Origin of the sequence: Roseovarius sp. A-2 (assembly GCF_002072155.1) — a bacterium.
Classification (GTDB): Bacteria; Pseudomonadota; Alphaproteobacteria; order Rhodobacterales; family Rhodobacteraceae; genus Roseovarius.
Map to the genome: position 1 here is coordinate 463,060 of NZ_BDIY01000001.1, position 17,219 is coordinate 480,278.

The following is a 17,219-nucleotide window of genomic DNA, read 5'->3' on the forward strand; positions in this document are numbered from 1 at the left end:
ATTCGTCGGATATGACCCATCTCGCGCTATGGGGCCAGGATGACAGCATTATTCAACTATAAACTCAAGGGAACTGACGGTTTGGCGCGCACGGGTGTGATATCGACACCGCGCGGCGAGATCCGCACACCGGCCTTCATGCCGGTGGGCACTGCGGCCACCGTCAAGGCGATGATGCCCGAGAGCGTGGCCGCCACCGGCGCGGATATCCTTCTGGGCAACACCTATCACCTGATGCTGCGCCCTGGGGCGGAGCGGGTGGCGCGACTGGGTGGGTTGCACCGGTTCATGAACTGGGAGAAGCCCATTCTGACGGATTCGGGCGGGTTTCAGGTGATGAGCCTTGCCGGGTTGCGCAAGCTGACCGAGCAGGGGGTGACGTTTCGCAGCCATATCGACGGATCAAAGCATGAGCTGACCCCGGAGCGGTCGATGGAGATCCAGCGGTTGCTCGGGTCGGATATCGTGATGTGTTTCGACGAGTGTCCGGCGCTGCCCGCGAGCGATGCGGCGGTGGCCGAGAGCATGCGGCTCAGCATGCGGTGGGCGGCGCGCTCGAAAGAGGCGTTCGGGGATCGGCCGGGGCATGCGCTTTTCGGGATCATGCAGGGCGGGGTGACGCCCGAGTTGCGCGAGGAGAGTGCCGAGGCGCTGACCGGGATCGGGTTCGACGGCTATGCGGTCGGCGGTCTGGCCGTAGGCGAAGGGCAGGCGGCGATGTTCGGCGTGCTGGATTACGCGCCGGGGTTCCTGCCCGGGGACAAGCCGCGCTACCTGATGGGGGTGGGCAAGCCCGACGATATCGTGGGCGCGGTCAAGCGCGGCATCGACATGATGGATTGCGTGCTGCCAAGCCGCTCAGGGCGCACCGGGCAGGCCTGGACGCGGCGGGGGCAGGTCAACATCAAGAACGCGCGGCATCAGGATGATCCGAGGCCGCTGGATGAGGATTGCACCTGTCCGGCCTGTCGAAATTACAGCCGCGCCTATCTGCATCACGTGTTCCGCAGCCAGGAGATGATCTCGGGCATGCTGCTGACCTGGCACAACCTGCATTATTATCAGGAAATCATGGCGGGCATGCGCGCGGCGATTGCCGCAGGACAGTTCGCCGCGTGGGAGGCGGCCTTCCATGCGCTGCGCGCCGAGGGGGATATCGAGCCGGTGTGAGGGCGAGGGTAAGTGGCCCGGTGCCGCCTCTGCCGCCTACCGCTCCACCTCGCAATGCTGCGCGGCCTCGGCGGCGGCCGGGAGCGGGCAGGGGGCCTTGTGGTCGCTGTCGCCGTAGGCGCCGATCACCGCGACCATGCTGATGAACGCGGCCTGCGCGAGGATGACGATGGTTCTCATGGCTGCACCTCTTTTTTCTGCTCTTTTCGCCAAGATGGGCGGGGCGGGGCGGAAAGTAAGGGGGAAGCAGCGCGCAATCGCGTCATCCTCGCGTGATCGGCGGAAATCCGTGCAGATGCGGCGCGGACCGGCCAAGACTTGCGCATGTCGTGAAATAGGGCGGCCCCGCGAGAGGCCGCCGCTTGCAGGACATGATACACGTGAGACCCCGCAATATGCTCGGAGCGCCGTGACCGCTTCGAGCTCAGACTGTCGATTGCGTTTGAAACGAACCTCGGCTTGCCTTGGACTTGAGCAGTCGTTGCCGTTATGCCCCTGCGCGGAATCAAGGGCGAAGCCCGCCGCGCATCGTCGGGCCGCCCCCCGGCACGGCGATTTGGCTGCAACCTGCTCTGCGCTCTGATGTTTTTCGGATTTGGCTGATATAAAGCGCTACAAAACTGTGGTTGGATCGCCGCACCGCGGCCCGTCGATGCGCGGCTCACGGCGACGGCAGCTCCAGGCCAAATGGCCGACCTTGATCCCGACTCTCACCAAGAGCAACTTGCGTCCCCCATTTAATGCAAAGGGGCGGCCCCGCGAGAGGCCGCCCCTTTGGTTCAGGTGATCGCCCGCTCAGGCGGCGGATTTGGCGAGGTCGCGCAGCACGTAATGCAGCACGCCGCCATGTTCGACATATTCCTTCTCGATGGCGGTATCGATCCGGCACTTCAGCGTGATCTCTTTCTCGGTGCCGTCCGCATAGGTGATCGTGCAGGGCACCTCCTGCTGCGGTTTCACAGCATCGAGGCCGTGGATCGAGACGCTTTCATCGCCGGTGAGGTTCAGCGTCTTGCGGGTGTCATTGCCGGTGAACTCGAACGGGATGACGCCCATTCCGACGAGGTTGGAGCGGTGGATGCGCTCGAAGTTCTCGGCGATCACCGCCTTGACGCCCAGAAGGGCGGTGCCCTTGGCAGCCCAGTCGCGGCTTGAGCCTGCGCCATATTGCTCACCGCCGAAGACGACGAGGGGCGTGCCCTGCTCCTGATAGGCCATGGCGGCGTCGAAGATCGAGGTCTCGGCCCCGTCGGGCCCCTTGGTATAGCCGCCTTCGACTCCGTCCAGCATCTCGTTGCGAATGCGGATATTGGCGAAGGTGCCGCGCATCATCACCTCGTGATTGCCACGGCGGCTGCCGTAGGAATTGAACTCGCGCACCGGCACCTGACGCTCGCGCAGGTATTGCCCGGCGGGGGTGCTCTCCTTGAACGAGCCTGCGGGCGAGATGTGGTCGGTGGTGACCATGTCGCCCAAGAGGGCGAGAATACGCGCGCCCTCGATATTGGAGATGCTGCCGGGGTCTTTTGACATGCCCTTGAAATAGGGGGGGTTCTGGACGTAGGTCGATTGCGCGGGCCAGTCATAGGTCTCGCCCTCGGAGGTTTCGACCTCCTGCCATTTCTCGTCACCCTTGAAGACGTCGGCATATTTCGACTGGAACGCCTCGCGCGTCACCGTGCGCTCGACCAGTTCGGCAATCTCGGCCTGGCTGGGCCAGATATCCTTGAGGTAGACCGGGTTGCCGTCCTTGTCATGGGCGAGCGGATCACTGCTGATGTCGATATTCATGTCACCGGCGAGCGCGTAGGCCACGACGAGCGGCGGCGAAGCGAGGTAGTTGGCGCGCACATCCGGGCTGATGCGCCCCTCGAAGTTGCGGTTGCCGGAGAGCACGGAAGTGGCGATGAGATCCGCCTCGGCGATGGCCTCGGAAATCTCCTTTTGCAGGGGGCCCGAATTGCCGATGCAGGTGGTGCAGCCATAGCCCACGAGGTTGAAGCCGATGGCGTCGAGATCCTCTTGCAGGCCGGCGGCCTCGAGGTAGTGCGACACCACCTGAGAGCCGGGCGCGAGGGAGGTCTTGACCCAGGGCTTGCGGGTGATGCCAAGCTCGCGCGCCTTGCGCGCCACAAGCCCTGCGCCGATCATCACATAGGGGTTGGAGGTGTTGGTGCAGGACGTGATCGAGGCGATCACGACCGAGCCGTCGCGGAGTTCATACTCCTCGCCCGCGACCTTGACCGACTTGCGCGGGTCGATGAGCGCGTCGGGGGCCGGGCCTTCGGCTGCCATGTCGGTGGCGCCGGCGCCTTCATCCTCGCCGCGATACTCCGAGACGACCTCGAAGAATTTCGATGCGGCCTGATCGAGCGCGACGTAATCCTGCGGGCGTTTTGGGCCGGAGATGGCGGGCACAATGGTGCCCATGTCGAGGCTGAGCGTGTCGGTATAGACCGGCGCGTAATCGGCGCTGCGCCAAAAGCCGTTTTCCTTGGCATAGGCCTCGACCAGCTGAACGCGGGCCTCGTCGCGGCCCGTGTTGCGCAGGTAGCGCAGGGTCTCGTCGTCGATCGGGAAGAAGCCGCAGGTGGCGCCGTATTCGGGGGCCATGTTGGCGATGGTCGCGCGATCTGCGAGCGGCAGGTGATCAAGGCCCGCGCCGTAGAATTCCACGAACTTGCCGACCACGCCCTTCTGGCGCAGCATTTCGACGACCTTGAGCACCAGATCGGTGCCGGTGGTGCCTTCCATCATCGCGCCGGTCAACTCGAAGCCGACGACCTCGGGGATCAGCATGGAAATCGGCTGGCCGAGCATCGCGGCCTCGGCCTCGATCCCGCCAACGCCCCAGCCGAGCACGGCCACGCCGTTGATCATCGTGGTGTGGCTGTCGGTGCCGACAAGCGTATCAGGGTAGGCCACTGTCTCGCCGTTCTGGTCCTCGTCGGTCCAGACGGTCTGGGCCAAGTATTCGAGATTGACCTGGTGACAGATGCCGGTGCCGGGGGGCACGACGCGGAAGTTGTTGAACGCGCCCTGACCCCATTTGAGGAACTGGTAGCGCTCCATGTTGCGCTCATACTCGCGGTCCACATTCATCTGGAAGGCGCGGGGATTGCCGAACTCGTCGATCATCACTGAGTGATCGATGACCAGATCCACGGGGTTCAACGGGTTGATCTGCTGCGCATCGCCGCCAAGCGCCACGATCCCGTCGCGCATCGCGGCCAGATCGACCACGGCCGGCACGCCGGTGAAATCCTGCATCAGCACGCGGGCCGGGCGATAGGCCAGTTCGCGATTGGCGCGCCCGCCGTTTTCGGCCCATTCGGAGAATGCCTTGATATCGTCCACGGTGACGGTCTTGCCATCCTCGAAACGCAGCATGTTCTCGAGCACCACCTTGAGCGCGGCGGGCAGGCGCGAGAAATCGCCGAGACCGGCGGCCTCGGCGGCGGGGATCGAGTAATAGGCAACGCTTTGGTCGCCAACGGTGAGGGTCTTGCGGGTCTTTGCGCTGTCTTGTCCGACACTGATGGGCATGAGGGCCGTCCTTTCATGGTCGAGGCTGGATAACTTGCCCTGCTTCTGACCGATTTGGCGGTATCGATCAAGAGGGCTGAGCCGGTTTTTGTATACTATTGCACACAATCGAGACGGATTCCAAGATTTCGCCCCTGTCTCTCGAAACCTTGATTGGTTATCCTGGACGGATCGTTCTAGGTATTTACTGCGATATCGACAGCCGTTCCGCCGGAGTGACATACACCATGCGACAGATTCTCACCACCGCCCTTGCCGGGCTCATGATGCCTGTGGCGATGCCCGGATGGGCCAGCGAGCGCCCGGTGGTGGTCGAGCTTTTCACCTCGCAGGGCTGCCCGTCCTGTCCGCCCGCCGATGCCTTTCTCGAACAATTGGCGGAGCGTGATGACGTGCTCGCGCTGTCCCTGCACGTGGATTACTGGGATTACATCGGCTGGACGGATACGTTCGGCAGCCCGGACCACACCGCCCGGCAGCGTGGTTATGCCAAGGCGAACGAGCGCAAGATGGTCTACACGCCGCAGATGATCATCAACGGGGCCGATCACGTGGTCGGCACGCGACTCAAGGATGTGACCAATCTGATCGACGAGCATCACGCCCGGTCGGCGGTGGATATCGCGGTGTCCCTGACGCAGGAGGGGGACACGATCCACCTGTCGGCGCGCACGCCCGAACCATGCCCGATGCCGCTGGCGGTGCATCTGGTGCGGTATCTGCCGGAAGAGACGGTCGAGATCGAGCGTGGCGAGAATGCCGGCAAGACCATCACCTATGTCAATATCGTGACCGAGATGCAGACGCTCGCGCAGTGGGATACGCTGGAGCCGTTGGAGCTGAGCTTTGGTCGCCCCGAGGGTGAGGCGGCGTTTGCGGTTCTTCTGCAATATGTCGACCACGGCACGATCGAGGCGGTGGCACGCCTGCCGTGAGTGGGCCAAGCGCTTTGCAAAGCGCTTGGAAAGCCGTTTTCAAATGGCTTTGAACGCCCTTGCAAGGGCGTTCCGGCACTACGCCCCCGCCGCTTGCGCCTTAAGCACGGTTTCCAGATCACCGTAGCCGGTCCAGCGGTATTCGAAGTCGAGGCCAAGCCGGTCCGCGCAATCGCGGGCGCGGGCGGTGAGGGCCGGGTCGTCGGTCTGGGCCTGGTAGACCAGCTTGGTATAATGCCCGAAGATCATGTCGCGCAGTTCCGGGTGTTTGTCGAGGCCCATGGGTTTCCAGACGAAGGCGTCGAATTGCCGAACGAGGAAGTCGGTGAGGTAGAAGGCGGTGATCTCGTCATCATGCTCGGCGAAGCGGTCATTGCCTTCGAAGAAGGAATAGCAATGTGGCCCGGCCACCATCTCGACGCCGAGCTCTGCGCATTTCGCCTGTAGCTGCCCGCCGGTGCCGCAATCGGCGTAGACAACGAAAAGGCGGTCATAGGCGTCACGGTTTTCAGCCACCGCCTTTTCCACCTCTTCGGTGATCCGCTCGGGGTAGAGGTGCAGCTTCGCAGGCAGGCATTGCAGGTCCATGTGGTCCCAGCCGTTGAGCCGTTTCAGCGCCAGGATCTCACGGGCGAGCGCGCCGCAGGCGATGAGCAGGATGCGCCCCGCGCCCGAAGGCTGCAGCCCTCGGTCGGTCAGCAGATCGTCGCTAGGCTCGCTCATGTCGGCTCCTTTCAACGCAAACGGCCCGCACCACCGCGGCGCGGGCCGTCACGCGTGTCTTTTGCGATGTCAGCCCGCGGCGAGCTTGTTGTGCTTGCGCGCCATGAAGTCCTTGGCGGTTTCCACCGCGACGGCGGCATCGCGGCAATAGGCGTCGGCGCCGATGGCGCGGCCGAATTCCTCGTTCAGGGGCGCGCCGCCCACCAGCACTACGTAGTCATCGCGCTTGCCCTGTTCAATCAGCGTGTCGATCACGACCTTCATATAAGGCATCGTCGTGGTCAGCAGGGCAGACATGCCCAGGATGTCGGGTTCCTCGGTTTCCAGCGCCTCGATATAGTTTTCGACCGGGTTGTTGATGCCGAGATCGACCACCTCGAAACCCGCGCCCTCCATCATCATCGACACGAGGTTCTTGCCAATGTCGTGGATGTCGCCCTTGACCGTGCCGATCACCATCTTGCCCACGCGCGGCGCGCCGGTTTCGGCCAGAAGCGGCTTGAGGATGGCCATGCCGCCCTTCATCGCGTTGGCCGCCAGCAGCACCTCGGGGACGAAGAGGATGCCGTCACGGAAATCCTTGCCGACGATTGTCATGCCGCCCACCAGCGCCTCGGTCAGGACCTGGTAGGGCTGCCAGTCCCGCTCCAGCAGGATGTTTACGCCTTCCTCGATCTCTTCCTTGAGGCCGTCGTAAAGGTCGTCGAACATCTGCTGGACAAGTTCTTCGTCGTCCAGTTCCGACAGGATGATGTCGTCTTCTTCGTCAGACATGGGGGAAATCCTTGCTTGCTCTGCGCGCGCGCATCTTTGTTAAGTCTGGTGCAGCTTTCGTCAATTTGTCGCATCGCGACTTTCCGAATTGCGACGCTGGTCGCGCTGCAACCGACCTATAGCCGCGATTTGCACGGGATGTGACTGAATTATCGGCATGATCATTATCGGTTTGCCGCATGCCGGCGGTTTCCGGTCGAACGCGTTCAACGCGGCCGGGTGCGTTGACGCAGCCGCGTGATCACCCCGAGGGCCACGACTGTCAGCAATATGCGGTAGATGTGGTGCAGGGTGACAAAGGCCGGGTTGGCCTGAAGGCTGAGCGCCACCAGTGCCATCTCGGTGACGCCACCGGGGGCAAGGCTGATCACCAGCACATCCACCGGTTCATCGGTCATGCCATGCAGAGCCGCGGCGAGCCCCACGCCAATCGCCAGCATGCCGCCCACCGACACCAGCGCCAACCCTGCGCCACGCAGCAAGAGTCCCCGGCTCAGCCCCGTGAAGCGCATGCCGAGGGCGGTGCCCAGCACCATCTGCGCAAGGTTCACCAGCCATTGCGGAATGTCGAAGCTGAGCCAGCCGGTGAGTGACAAGAGCGCCGCCACCGCCATCGGCCCGGTCATCTGCCCGGCAGGCAGGCGCAGCGCGTGGCCCAGACCCAACCCCGCCAGCCCCGCCAACGCCACCCATGGCAGGTCTGACCATGGCACATCGGCGCGCACAAGGCTTTGGCCCGCCGCACTGCCCACTGGTGCGCCCAGCCAGAGCGACAGGCCAAGCGGCAACAACGTCACCACTACGATGATCCGCAGGAATTGCTGCATCATCAGCCGGGTCATGTCGGCCCCCGCCGCCTCGCCCATCTCGATGCTTTCATAAAGCCCGCCGGGGGTGCTGGCGTAAAAGGCGGTGGTGCTGTCATAGCCGCCCAAGGCGCGAAACACCGCATAGCCCAGCCCATGCGCCAGCCCGACGAAGAGCGTGACCGTGCCAAGCGTCAGCGCGTAGTGATGCGCCTCGGTGAAGAGCGCGGGCGTGACTTGCGCCCCGATCATCAGCCCGATGATCGCGATGAAAACCAGCCGCAGCCAGGTCGGAAAGCGGTAACCCTGCGGCAGGTGCCGGGGCAGGACGGTGGCGATCAGTGCGGAGCTTGCCAAAGGGCCAAGCATGAAGGGCAACGGGGTGCCGATGGCCTGCGCGGCAAACCCGGCGAGACCCGAGAGCGCGAGCAGCGCGAGAGTGGTCACGATATGCGGCATATCCGTCTTGAACCATCCCGCGCGGGTGGGGGCAAGGGGCTCAGGCGAAGGCCACGTGGCGGTCGAACGGCATTTCGCGCAGGCGTGTGCCGGTGGCGGCAAAGATCGCGTTGGCGAGTGCGGCGGGGGCCGGGGGTACGGGGGGCTCGCCGATGCCGCGGATCTCGTCTGCGGTTTCCAGCCCGCGCAGCTCGATTTCGGGGCATTGATAGAGCCGCATGCCGGGATACTGATCGAAGTTGCGCTGCTCCGCCGCGCCGCCTGCATAGGTGATGTGACAGTTCATCGCGTGCCCGAGGCCGAAGATCACACCACCCTTGACCAGTCCCTCGAAATTCACCGGGTCGATGATGCGGCCCACATCGGCGGCGACATAGACGCGGCTGAGGCGAATGCCGTCCTCGGTGGCGCTTACCTCTACCACCTGCGCGCAGGGCACACCGAAAGACAGGCAATAGGCCACGCCGCGCCCCGCGCCGGGGGCCATCGTGCTGCCCCAGTTCGACATCTCGCCCACGGCCTCGAGCACCGCGCGCGAGGGGGCGTGGGTGCACAGGCGTAGGCGTTCTTCCAGCGGGTCGGCCCCAGCGGCGTGGATCAATTCATCCAGCAGGCAGTCGTGGAAAAAGCCGTTGGTTGACGCCCCGACCGAGCGCCAGCTTGAAATCGGCGCCAGTTCCGGCGCGCGATAGCCGGTGACGCGGTAATCGGGGATGGCGAAGGGCTGATCCCAGGCCCCTGCCACGATTTGCAGGTCGGGCCCCGGCGCGGGGATGTTCTGGCGGCCCATCTGCGACGAGAGCACCGAGGGCATGGCGATGCCCAGATCATAGGCGGTGACGTGGCCGTTTTCGACCCGGCCGCGCCCGCGCGCCATCGCGATCTGGCGGGGGAAGTCATGCGCCATGTCCTCTTCGCGCGAATAGGTGAGTTTTATCGGGCGACCTGGCATGGCCATGGCGATATGGGTGGCGTGGCGGACCGCGTCATCCTCCAGCCGGTGCCCGAAACTGCCACCGATCATCAGGGCATGGACATGGATGCGGTCGCCATCGAGCCCGGTGATCCGCGCGACATTGGTCTCGATGAAGCGCGGCACCTGCGTGCCGGTCCAGATGTCGACCCGCTCGGGCGTGTAGCGCACGGTTGCGTTGAGCGGTTCCAGCGGGGCATGGGCGAGATAGGGCGCGCGGTACTCGACCTCGACTTCCGCCCCACCCGCCAGTGCGGCCTCGACATTGCCCTCGTCGCGGAATTGGCTGTCCTGTGCGTCGCTCGTGAAGCTGTCTGACAGTGCCTGCCAGTGGTCGGCCATCCCGGCGGGGTAGGGCGCGGCGGCCCAGTCGCAGGTGATCGCCTCTGCGGCGCGGATGGCACGCCATGTGTTGTCGGCGATCACCGCCACGCCGCCGGGAATCTCGACGATCTTCTGCACGCCGCGCATGGCCTGCGCCTCGGTGACGTCATAGCCGGTGAGCGCCGCGCCCTGTGCAGGGTTGAGGCGGATCGCGGCATGCAGCATCTCGGGCAGGTCGATGTCGATGCCATAACCCTGCGTGCCGGTGGATTTCGACACGATATCAATGCGCTGCATCGGTTTGCCGAGCAGGCGCCACTCGGACGGGTCGCGCAGGGTGACATTGGTGACCGGTTCGGTCTGTGCGGCCTCGGGTGCAAGGCTCTGGTAGCTGAGCCGTGTGCCGTCGGGCAGGATCACCGCGCCATTCGCGGTGCTGAGTGCGGACCGTTCCAGCCCGTGCAGCCGCGCCGCCGTGGCCTTGAGCGTCTCGCGCGCCACCGCCCCGGCATGGCGCAGTTTGTCATAGCCATCGGGCACCGTCGTTGAGCCGCCTGTGATCTGCATGCCAAGGAATTTCATCGGCGCATCGGCCAGATCGCGCACGGTTTCCGCGAGCCAGCTGTCATCAGTGGCGCGGAAGGGCACGGCATCGCCTGCGAGCGCCGTGTTGTAATAGGCCGGGCTGGGCGGGCCGAAATCGGTGTCTATCTGGTCGAGCGAGACGTCCAGTTCCTCGGCGATCAACGCCGCCTGCACCGAAACCGCCCCTTGGCCCTTGTCGGCACGCGGCGTGATCAGGGTGATCGCGTCTGAGGTGATCCGCACATAGGGCGTGAGCGCCGCCGCGCCCTCGGGCAGATCCGCGAGCAGCGGGTTGGCATAGGGCGTCTTGTAGCGCCAGGTGCCGAAGGCGACGCCGCCCGCGATGACGACCGAGCCGATCAGGAATGTGCGGCGAGCGATGGTTTTTGCGCGTCCCATCTCAGGCCCGATCATTCATGGACTTGGCGGCGGCCTTGATCGCGGTGCGGATGCGCGGATAGGTGCCGCAGCGACACAGATTGCCAGACATGGCGTCGTCGATGTCATCATCGGTGGGATCGGGGGTCTCTGCCAGCAGGCTCGCGGCCTGCATGATCTGCCCGGACTGGCAATAGCCGCATTGCGCCACCTGCGCCTCGATCCATGCGGCCTGTATCGGGTGCGGGGCACCGGGCGTGCCCAGCCCCTCGATCGTGGTCACCGGGCCCCAGACATCGCCCACCGCCACCTGGCAGGAGCGCACGGCCTGCCCGTCGATATGCACGGTGCATGCCCCGCATTGCGCGATGCCGCAGCCGTATTTCGGGCCCTTGATTCCCAGCACATCGCGGAGGGCCCAGAGCAGCGGCATGTCGGGTTCCAGATCGTCCAGCGGGTGGTCGGCGCCGTTGACACTGAGTTGCATGGGGCAGGCTCCTTTCGCGCGGGGGCTGCGGCGAAAGATAAACCGTTCGGTTCAGGTGTAAAGCGGGATTTGGGGGCGGTGGTCTGTTGCTGCCGTTGAAGGTCCACCCCAATGCGCGGAATCAAGGTGCCGAAGGCACCGCCGCGCAGCGCCCGACCGCCCCCCCCCCGGCGGGCGCTTTTGCAACGTCACCAACCCGCGCAATCGTTGCCGTATTTGGCTGCCATAAAGCGCATTCCACGCGCGTTGCAGAGCCCACCCGCGGTCGGGCACCGCGCGGCTTCTCCCTGAAACGGCAAAGACCCACTCAAGGCCAGAACCGGCCCGCACGGCACGGCAATGCGGACCAGTCAGATCGGCAGATACGCTACCGTCTCACCCGCCTCGCGCGCCGGGTCGTGCGGCGGGCGCACCAGCAGCGCGTCGGAATGGGCGAGGATGCTGAGCAGCGAGCTGTCCTGTTTGTCCTCGGCGACAAGGCCCTGATCCGTCAGTCGGGCACGCATGTAATGCTCGCGCGGGCCGTTGGCGGGCAGGGGGGCGGCCAGCCCCACCGACCGGCGCGGCGCGGGTGCGCCCCCCAGCCCCAGCATCTTGTCGATCATCGGCGCGACAAACACATGCCCGCAGACCATGGCCGACACCGGATTGCCCGGCAGCCCGACCATCGCCGCCGACCCCATGCGCCCCGCCATCAGCGGCTTGCCCGGACGCATCGCGACCTTGTAAAACGCGCGGTCCATGCCGAGATCGCCCGCCACGCGGCCCACCAGATCGTGATCGCCCACCGAGGCCCCACCGATGGTGACGATCAGGTCCGCGCCCTCTGCCAGCCCGAAGGCCGTGGAGAGCGAGGCCACGGTATCGCGGGCAATCGGCAGGATGCGCGCCCGCGCGCCACGCGCCTCCAGGAGGGCCTTGAGGCCGAAGGTGTTGGAGGCGATGATCTGATCCGGGCCGGGCGTCTCGCCGGGCATGACCAACTCGTCCCCGGTGGAGATCAGCGCCACCTGCGGCCTGCGCCGTACCGGCACCGACGCGATGTTCATCGAGGCCATGAGCGCGATATCGGCGGGGCGCAGGGCACGCGGGGCGGTGATGCTCTGGCCTTGGCGGAAATCGCAGCCCAGGGGGCGGATATGATCCTTGGTGTCGATGTCGGTGCCGAGGGTTATGGTGTCGCCGTCGCGCGTCACATCCTCTTGAATGATGACCTGGGTCGCGCCTTCGGGCAGCGGCGCGCCGGTGAAAATGCGCACCGCCTCGCCCGCGCCGACAGCGCGGCCAAAGCCATGCCCCGCCGCTGCCTCACCGATGACGGTGAAAGCCGCACCGGGTGTGACCTCATCGCCGCGCAGGGCGTAGCCATCCATCGCCGAGGCGGAAAAGGGCGGCTGATCGCGCTGTGCGGTGACGTCGCGCGCGAGGATGCGGCCAGCGGCCTCGACCAGTGGCACCTCTTCGATCTCAAGTGGCTCGACGAGGGCGAAAAGATGCGAGAGGGCGGCGTCTACCGTGATCATTGCGCCTGATACCGCCCTGATTTTCCACCGTCCTTCAGGATCACGCGGATGCCGCCGATTTCCATCGCGCGGTCCACCGCCTTGGCCATGTCATATACCGTGAGCGCGGCCACCGAGACCGCCGTCAGCGCCTCCATCTCGACGCCGGTCTGCCCGGTGGTCTTGACGGTGCCTTCGATCCGCACGCCGGGCAGGTCGGGGTCAAGCGTCAGTTCTACCGCGACCTTGGTGACGGGCAGCGGATGGCAGAGCGGGATCAGATCGGGCGTCTTTTTCGCCCCCATGATTCCAGCAAGCCGCGCGACCGACAGGACATCGCCCTTCTTGGCGCGGCCTCCTGCAATGATATCATAGGTGCCCGGGGCCATCTTGATGTGCCCTTCCGCGATGGCCACACGCGCGGTCACATCCTTGTCCGACACGTCGACCATATGGGCGTGACCCTGGCCGTCGAAATGCGTCAGATCGCTCATCAGACGCCGCCTGACTTCATCGGGTTGGCCAGAAGATCGCGGGTGGCCTGTGCCACGTCATCGGCGCGCATCAGGGTCTCGCCGATGAGGAAGCTGCGCGCGCCGTAGCGGGCCATTTCGGCCAGATCGTCGGGGGTGGAGAGCCCGCTTTCGCTGACGATCAGCCCATCGGGCGCGACGAATTTCGCCAGCTTGCGGGTGGTGTCGAGCGAGGTCTCGAAGGTGTTGAGATCGCGGTTGTTGATGCCGATCATGTTGGAGTTGAGTGTGTGCGCGCGGTCCAGTTCCTCGCGGTTATGCACCTCGATGAGCGCGTCCATGCCCCAGCGGGTGGCGGCCTCTTCCAGCTCAAGCGCCTGCGCGTCCGAGACGCTGGCCATGATGATCAGGATGCAATCGGCACCCCAGGCGCGCGCCTCGGCGACCTGGTAGGGGTCATACATGAAATCCTTGCGCAGCACCGGCAGATCACAGGCGGCGCGCGCCTGCCCGAGATACTCGGGCGCGCCCTGAAAGCTGGGCGTATCGGTCAGCACTGAGAGACATGTGGCCCCGCCGCTCGCGTAGGCCTCGGCCAGGGCGGCGGGGTCGAAATCTTCGCGGATGAGACCCTTGGAGGGGCTGGCCTTCTTGATTTCGGCAATCAGGCCATAGCCGGTCTTGCTGGCTTGCAGGAGAGCGTCGCCAAAGGGGCGCACCAGGGGCGCGTCGTCGGCCTCGGCCTCGATCTGGTCCTGCGGGCGGGCGGCCTTGGCGGCGGCAATCTCCTCCAGCTTGTAGGTCTTGATCTTGTCGAGGATTGTGGGGGTGGTCATGCGGCCTCCGATGTGAGTTTCGCCAGGGCGGTGAGTTTCGCGCGCGCGGCCCCGCTGTCAATGCTCTCGGCGGCCATGGCCACGCCGGTGCGCAGATCGGGCACGCGCCCCGCGACGGTCAGCGCGGCCGAGGCGTTGAGCAGCACTGCGTCACGGTAAGCCCCCTTTGCCCCGTCGAGCAAGGCCCGCAGCGCGCGACCGTTCTCTTCGGGTGTGCCGCCGAGGATGGTCTCGAACGGATGCACGGGCAAGCCGAAATCCTCGGGGTGCAGTTCGACCTCGCGGATGCTGCCGTCTTCCTCCAGCGCGGCGACCCATGTGAGGCCGGTGATCGTCATCTCGTCGGTGCCGTCGGAGCCATGCACCAGCCAGGCGCGTTCCGATCCCAATTGCCCCAATGTTTCGGCCATGGGCCGGATCAGCTCGCGCGAGAACGCGCCGGTCAGTTGCCGCCTGACGCCCGCCGGGTTGGTCAGCGGCCCGAGGATGTTGAAGATCGTACGGGTGCCGAGTTCCGCTCGCACGGGGCCGACATGGGCCATAGCGGGGTGATGCATCGGTGCCATCATGAAGGCGATGCCGACTTGCGAGAGCGCGCGCTCCACCACCTCGGTGCCGACCATCACGTTGAGGCCGAGTTGGCTGAGCGCATCGGCCGCGCCGGATTTGGAACTGAGATTGCGGTTGCCATGCTTGGCCACCGGCACGCCGGCGCCCGCGACCACAATGGCGGTCGCGGTCGAGATGTTGAGCGTGCCCTTGCCGTCGCCCCCCGTACCGACGATGTCCATCGCACCCTGCGGTGCGCGCACCTTGTTGCACTTGGCGCGCATCACGGCGGCGGCGGCGGCGTATTCGTCAACCGTCTCGCCCCTTGTGCGCAGCGCCATCAGAAAACCGCCGGTCTGCGCCGGGGTCGCCTCGCCCTCAAAAAGGATCTGGAACGCGGATTCGGCCTCTGCCCGGCTGAGCGCGCGGTCGGCGGCGGCCCCGATCAACGGTTTCAGCCGGTCGCTCATGCCGGAACCTGCATCAGGTTGAGGAAATTCTGCAACAGCTTGTGGCCATGCTGCGAGGCAATCGATTCGGGGTGGAACTGCACGCCGTGGATGGGCAACTCGCGGTGTTGCAGGCCCATGATGGTGCCGTCTTCCAGTTCCGCCGTGATTTCCAGACAGTCGGGCAGACTGTCGCGTTCCACCACAAGCGAGTGATAGCGGGTTGCCTCGAAGGGCGAGGGCAGACCGGCGAAGACGCCTTTTGCGGAGTGCCGGATATGGCCCATCTTGCCATGCACGATTTCGGAATGGCGGATCACGCGACCACCGAAGGCCTGCCCGATGGTCTGGTGCCCGAGGCAGACGCCGAGCAGCGGAATCCCGGCCTCGGCGGCGGCTAAGGTGAGCGGCAGGCAAATGCCCGCCTGATCCGGGTCGCATGGGCCGGGCGAGAGCAGGATACCGGCGGGGCGCATCGCCATCGCCTCCTGCACATTGAGCGCATCGTTGCGCACCACGCGGGTTTCGGCCCCCAATTCGCCCACGTAATGGACGAGATTGTAGGTGAAACTGTCATAGTTATCGATCAACAGCAGCATTTGCGCCTGTCCTTTTGCAAAGGGGGCTGGAGGCCAAGGGCCCGGTCGCGGTATACTTGTTCAGGCTTGCGCGGCACCGTCAAGGGGCGCTAGGCCGGTAATAAGGTAAAACAGGCGGATACGGGGGCAAAGGCAGTGGCACGCGGAGTATTTGCGGGGATGATCACGGGCACCGTCGTTTCGGTGCTCGCGCTCGGGACGGTATCGGTTCTGACCGAAGTGCCGGGCGTGGGCGCGCCGGAGGCGGAGACGGTCGAGGTGACGCCGGGGTCGGGCTTCGATCTGAAGCGCGAGGACCGGCAGGCGGCCTTGCCCGAGGTCGAGAAAAGCCCCGAGGCGGCTGGGGCACCACAGGTCGTGCCACCCGCGCCGGATGATCTGTCGTCGCTCAGTGGGGCGGATACTGCCCCGGTTCGGGCCCCGGCCACGGGGGGCGATGTGGATGCGCTTGGCACGCCGCCCGAGGCGTCGGGCGGCGGTGTTGCGGTCGGGAGCGAGAGCCCGGTTCTGCCCAGTCCCCAGTCGCTTGCGCCCGAAGCGCCGCAGGACGAGGGGCAGGTGGCGATCTCTACCGATCCGGCGCAGCCCCCGGCCCCTGATCCCGGCGAGACCGGTGCCGGGATTGACGCATCGACAGAGGATGCCGGTGCCCGCAGCGCCGTGCCCGGATTGCCGCAGGAAGATGAGGCCCCGAGCCTCAATCCCGAGGTGACGCCGGAGGTGAGCGGTCCGGCGGACAGCGTCACGCCGGTGGCCCCTGACGAGGGGCCGGTGCCTGAGGCAGAGCAGACCGTCGACGACACCCCCGAACCGCCCAAGACGCTGCCGCCAACCGGCACGATTGGCGACCGGGTCGACGGCGTGCGCACCAATCGCCTGCCCAGTATCGGTGACGAACCGCAGACCGACGAGACGGCGGCGGAGCCCGAGGACAGTCCGGCCGCTGCTGCGCGCGCGATCGTGCACAATGCCGCTGCGTTCGAGAACCCCGACGGCAAGCCGCTCATGGCCATCGTGCTGATGGATGACGGCAGTAGCCCCATCGGGATCGAGGCGATTGGCAGCTTCCCCTATCCGCTCAGCTTTGCGGTGGATGCCGACTGGCCCGGCGCGGCCGAGGCGGCGGCGCGCTACCGCGACGCGGGCTTCGAGGTGCTGTTGACCGTCGACTTGCCGGGAACCGCGTCGGCGTCGGATACCGAGGTGGCGATGCAATCCTGGCTCGACCGGGTGCCGCAGGCGGTGGCGCTGCTCGAAGGCGACGGGACCGGCGTTCAGGCCAGTCGCGAGGCCAGTGCGCAACTGGCCCCGATCCTGATGGAAAGCGGGCACGGCATTGTCATGCATCCCAACGGGCTTGACATGGAGCGCAAACTGATTGCGCGCGAGGGCGTGCCCTCTGCGACGCTGTTTCGCGATATCGACGGGCAGGGGCAGAATCCGGCCGCGATCCGGCGGTTTCTCGATCAAGCCGCGATGAAGGCCGATCAGCAGGAGGAGGGCGTGATCATGCTAGGCCGGTTGCGGGCCGACACGATCAGCGCGCTGTTGCTCTGGGGATTGCAGGACCGCGCGGCGAGTGTGGCGCTTGCGCCGGTATCGGCGGTGTTGTTGGCTGAGTAGGGGGCTTTCGGCCCTGACACGCGGTCTC

The 17,219-nt window shown here is 65.7% G+C and carries 15 protein-coding genes; 3 read left to right on the top strand and 12 right to left on the bottom strand.

Annotation, left to right across the window (positions count from 1 at the left end):
* The first annotated feature begins 39 nt into the window (after positions 1-39).
* On the top strand, positions 40-1,170 hold the full coding sequence (gene tgt, locus BHD06_RS02330; protein WP_080455347.1) for a tRNA guanosine(34) transglycosylase Tgt: 1,131 nt from the start codon (positions 40-42) through the stop codon (positions 1,168-1,170).
* A gap of 36 nt (positions 1,171-1,206) precedes the next feature.
* Here the strand turns inward: tgt and BHD06_RS23560 are convergent, their stop codons facing one another.
* Together BHD06_RS23560 and acnA are read right to left on the bottom strand one after the other, a co-directional pair.
* Positions 1,207-1,350 carry a hypothetical protein gene (locus BHD06_RS23560; protein WP_175477347.1) on the bottom strand — a complete coding sequence of 48 codons (144 nt, stop codon included), beginning with the start codon at positions 1,348-1,350 and terminating at the stop codon, positions 1,207-1,209.
* A 615-nt stretch (positions 1,351-1,965) separates the two neighbouring features.
* On the bottom strand, positions 1,966-4,716 hold the full coding sequence (gene acnA, locus BHD06_RS02335; RefSeq protein WP_080455348.1) for an aconitate hydratase AcnA: 2,751 nt from the start codon (positions 4,714-4,716) through the stop codon (positions 1,966-1,968).
* A 227-nt stretch (positions 4,717-4,943) separates the two neighbouring features.
* Between acnA and BHD06_RS02340 the strand changes: the two genes are divergently transcribed.
* Positions 4,944-5,651 (top strand): thioredoxin family protein, encoded by a 708-nt coding sequence (locus BHD06_RS02340; protein ID WP_080455349.1) that lies wholly within the window; start codon positions 4,944-4,946, stop codon positions 5,649-5,651.
* A gap of 78 nt (positions 5,652-5,729) precedes the next feature.
* On the opposite strand, the gene BHD06_RS02345 is transcribed toward BHD06_RS02340, so the two are convergent.
* The 10 genes from BHD06_RS02345 to BHD06_RS02390 all read right to left on the bottom strand — a co-directional run bounded on the left by BHD06_RS02345 (position 5,730) and on the right by BHD06_RS02390 (position 15,568).
* Positions 5,730-6,374, bottom strand: a complete 645-nt coding sequence (locus BHD06_RS02345; RefSeq protein ID WP_080455350.1) for a DUF1638 domain-containing protein — start codon at positions 6,372-6,374, stop codon at positions 5,730-5,732.
* 69 nt (positions 6,375-6,443) lie between these two features.
* Positions 6,444-7,148, bottom strand: a complete 705-nt coding sequence (locus tag BHD06_RS02350) for a B12-binding domain-containing protein (RefSeq protein ID WP_080455351.1) — start codon at positions 7,146-7,148, stop codon at positions 6,444-6,446.
* A gap of 206 nt (positions 7,149-7,354) precedes the next feature.
* The gene (locus BHD06_RS02355; RefSeq protein WP_080455352.1) at positions 7,355-8,413 is read right to left on the bottom strand and encodes an AbrB family transcriptional regulator; all 1,059 of its coding nucleotides are present in this window, start codon (positions 8,411-8,413) and stop codon (positions 7,355-7,357) included.
* Positions 8,414-8,453: 40 nt separating this feature from the next.
* Positions 8,454-10,694, bottom strand: coding sequence for a xanthine dehydrogenase family protein molybdopterin-binding subunit (locus BHD06_RS02360; protein ID WP_080455569.1), 2,241 nt, complete (start codon positions 10,692-10,694; stop codon positions 8,454-8,456).
* A 1-nt stretch (position 10,695) separates the two neighbouring features.
* A complete protein-coding gene (locus tag BHD06_RS02365; RefSeq protein ID WP_080455353.1) occupies positions 10,696-11,160 on the bottom strand; it encodes a (2Fe-2S)-binding protein in 465 nt (154 codons plus the stop codon).
* Positions 11,161-11,510: 350 nt separating this feature from the next.
* Positions 11,511-12,683 (bottom strand): gephyrin-like molybdotransferase Glp, encoded by a 1,173-nt coding sequence (glp, locus tag BHD06_RS02370; RefSeq protein WP_080455354.1) that lies wholly within the window; start codon positions 12,681-12,683, stop codon positions 11,511-11,513.
* On the bottom strand, positions 12,680-13,156 hold the full coding sequence (gene moaC, locus BHD06_RS02375) for a cyclic pyranopterin monophosphate synthase MoaC (RefSeq protein ID WP_080455355.1): 477 nt from the start codon (positions 13,154-13,156) through the stop codon (positions 12,680-12,682). The genes glp and moaC overlap by 4 nt, the downstream gene beginning before the upstream one ends.
* The gene (gene trpC, locus BHD06_RS02380; RefSeq protein ID WP_080455356.1) at positions 13,156-13,971 is read right to left on the bottom strand and encodes an indole-3-glycerol phosphate synthase TrpC; all 816 of its coding nucleotides are present in this window, start codon (positions 13,969-13,971) and stop codon (positions 13,156-13,158) included. The genes moaC and trpC overlap by 1 nt, the downstream gene beginning before the upstream one ends.
* Positions 13,968-14,990, bottom strand: coding sequence for an anthranilate phosphoribosyltransferase (gene trpD / locus BHD06_RS02385; RefSeq protein WP_080455357.1), 1,023 nt, complete (start codon positions 14,988-14,990; stop codon positions 13,968-13,970). Before trpD ends, trpC begins: the two co-directional genes overlap by 4 nt.
* On the bottom strand, positions 14,987-15,568 hold the full coding sequence (locus BHD06_RS02390) for an aminodeoxychorismate/anthranilate synthase component II (RefSeq protein ID WP_080455358.1): 582 nt from the start codon (positions 15,566-15,568) through the stop codon (positions 14,987-14,989). The genes trpD and BHD06_RS02390 overlap by 4 nt, the downstream gene beginning before the upstream one ends.
* Positions 15,569-15,727: 159 nt before the next feature.
* On the opposite strand from BHD06_RS02390, the gene BHD06_RS02395 reads away from it, so the two are divergent.
* Positions 15,728-17,191 (top strand): divergent polysaccharide deacteylase family protein, encoded by a 1,464-nt coding sequence (locus tag BHD06_RS02395; protein ID WP_080455359.1) that lies wholly within the window; start codon positions 15,728-15,730, stop codon positions 17,189-17,191.
* The last annotated feature ends 28 nt before the right edge of the window (positions 17,192-17,219 follow it).

Bases quoted from the DNA above. Each gene is read 5' to 3' on its own strand.
- BHD06_RS02360 (WP_080455569.1), bottom strand. From the start codon at position 10,694: ATGGGACGCGCAAAAACCATCGCTCGCCGCACATTCCTGATCGGCTCG.
- BHD06_RS02395 (WP_080455359.1), top strand. From the start codon at position 15,728: ATGATCACGGGCACCGTCGTTTCGGTGCTCGCGCTCGGGACGGTATCG.
- BHD06_RS23560 (WP_175477347.1), bottom strand. From the start codon at position 1,350: ATGAGAACCATCGTCATCCTCGCGCAGGCCGCGTTCATCAGCATGGTC.
- trpC (WP_080455356.1), bottom strand. From the start codon at position 13,971: ATGACCACCCCCACAATCCTCGACAAGATCAAGACCTACAAGCTGGAG.
- moaC (WP_080455355.1), bottom strand. From the start codon at position 13,156: ATGAGCGATCTGACGCATTTCGACGGCCAGGGTCACGCCCATATGGTC.
- BHD06_RS02345 (WP_080455350.1), bottom strand. From the start codon at position 6,374: ATGAGCGAGCCTAGCGACGATCTGCTGACCGACCGAGGGCTGCAGCCT.
- BHD06_RS02340 (WP_080455349.1), top strand. From the start codon at position 4,944: ATGCGACAGATTCTCACCACCGCCCTTGCCGGGCTCATGATGCCTGTG.
- trpD (WP_080455357.1), bottom strand. From the start codon at position 14,990: ATGAGCGACCGGCTGAAACCGTTGATCGGGGCCGCCGCCGACCGCGCG.
- BHD06_RS02365 (WP_080455353.1), bottom strand. From the start codon at position 11,160: ATGCAACTCAGTGTCAACGGCGCCGACCACCCGCTGGACGATCTGGAA.
- BHD06_RS02390 (WP_080455358.1), bottom strand. From the start codon at position 15,568: ATGCTGCTGTTGATCGATAACTATGACAGTTTCACCTACAATCTCGTC.
- acnA (WP_080455348.1), bottom strand. From the start codon at position 4,716: ATGCCCATCAGTGTCGGACAAGACAGCGCAAAGACCCGCAAGACCCTC.
- BHD06_RS02355 (WP_080455352.1), bottom strand. From the start codon at position 8,413: ATGCCGCATATCGTGACCACTCTCGCGCTGCTCGCGCTCTCGGGTCTC.
- BHD06_RS02350 (WP_080455351.1), bottom strand. From the start codon at position 7,148: ATGTCTGACGAAGAAGACGACATCATCCTGTCGGAACTGGACGACGAA.
- tgt (WP_080455347.1), top strand. From the start codon at position 40: ATGACAGCATTATTCAACTATAAACTCAAGGGAACTGACGGTTTGGCG.
- glp (WP_080455354.1), bottom strand. From the start codon at position 12,683: ATGATCACGGTAGACGCCGCCCTCTCGCATCTTTTCGCCCTCGTCGAG.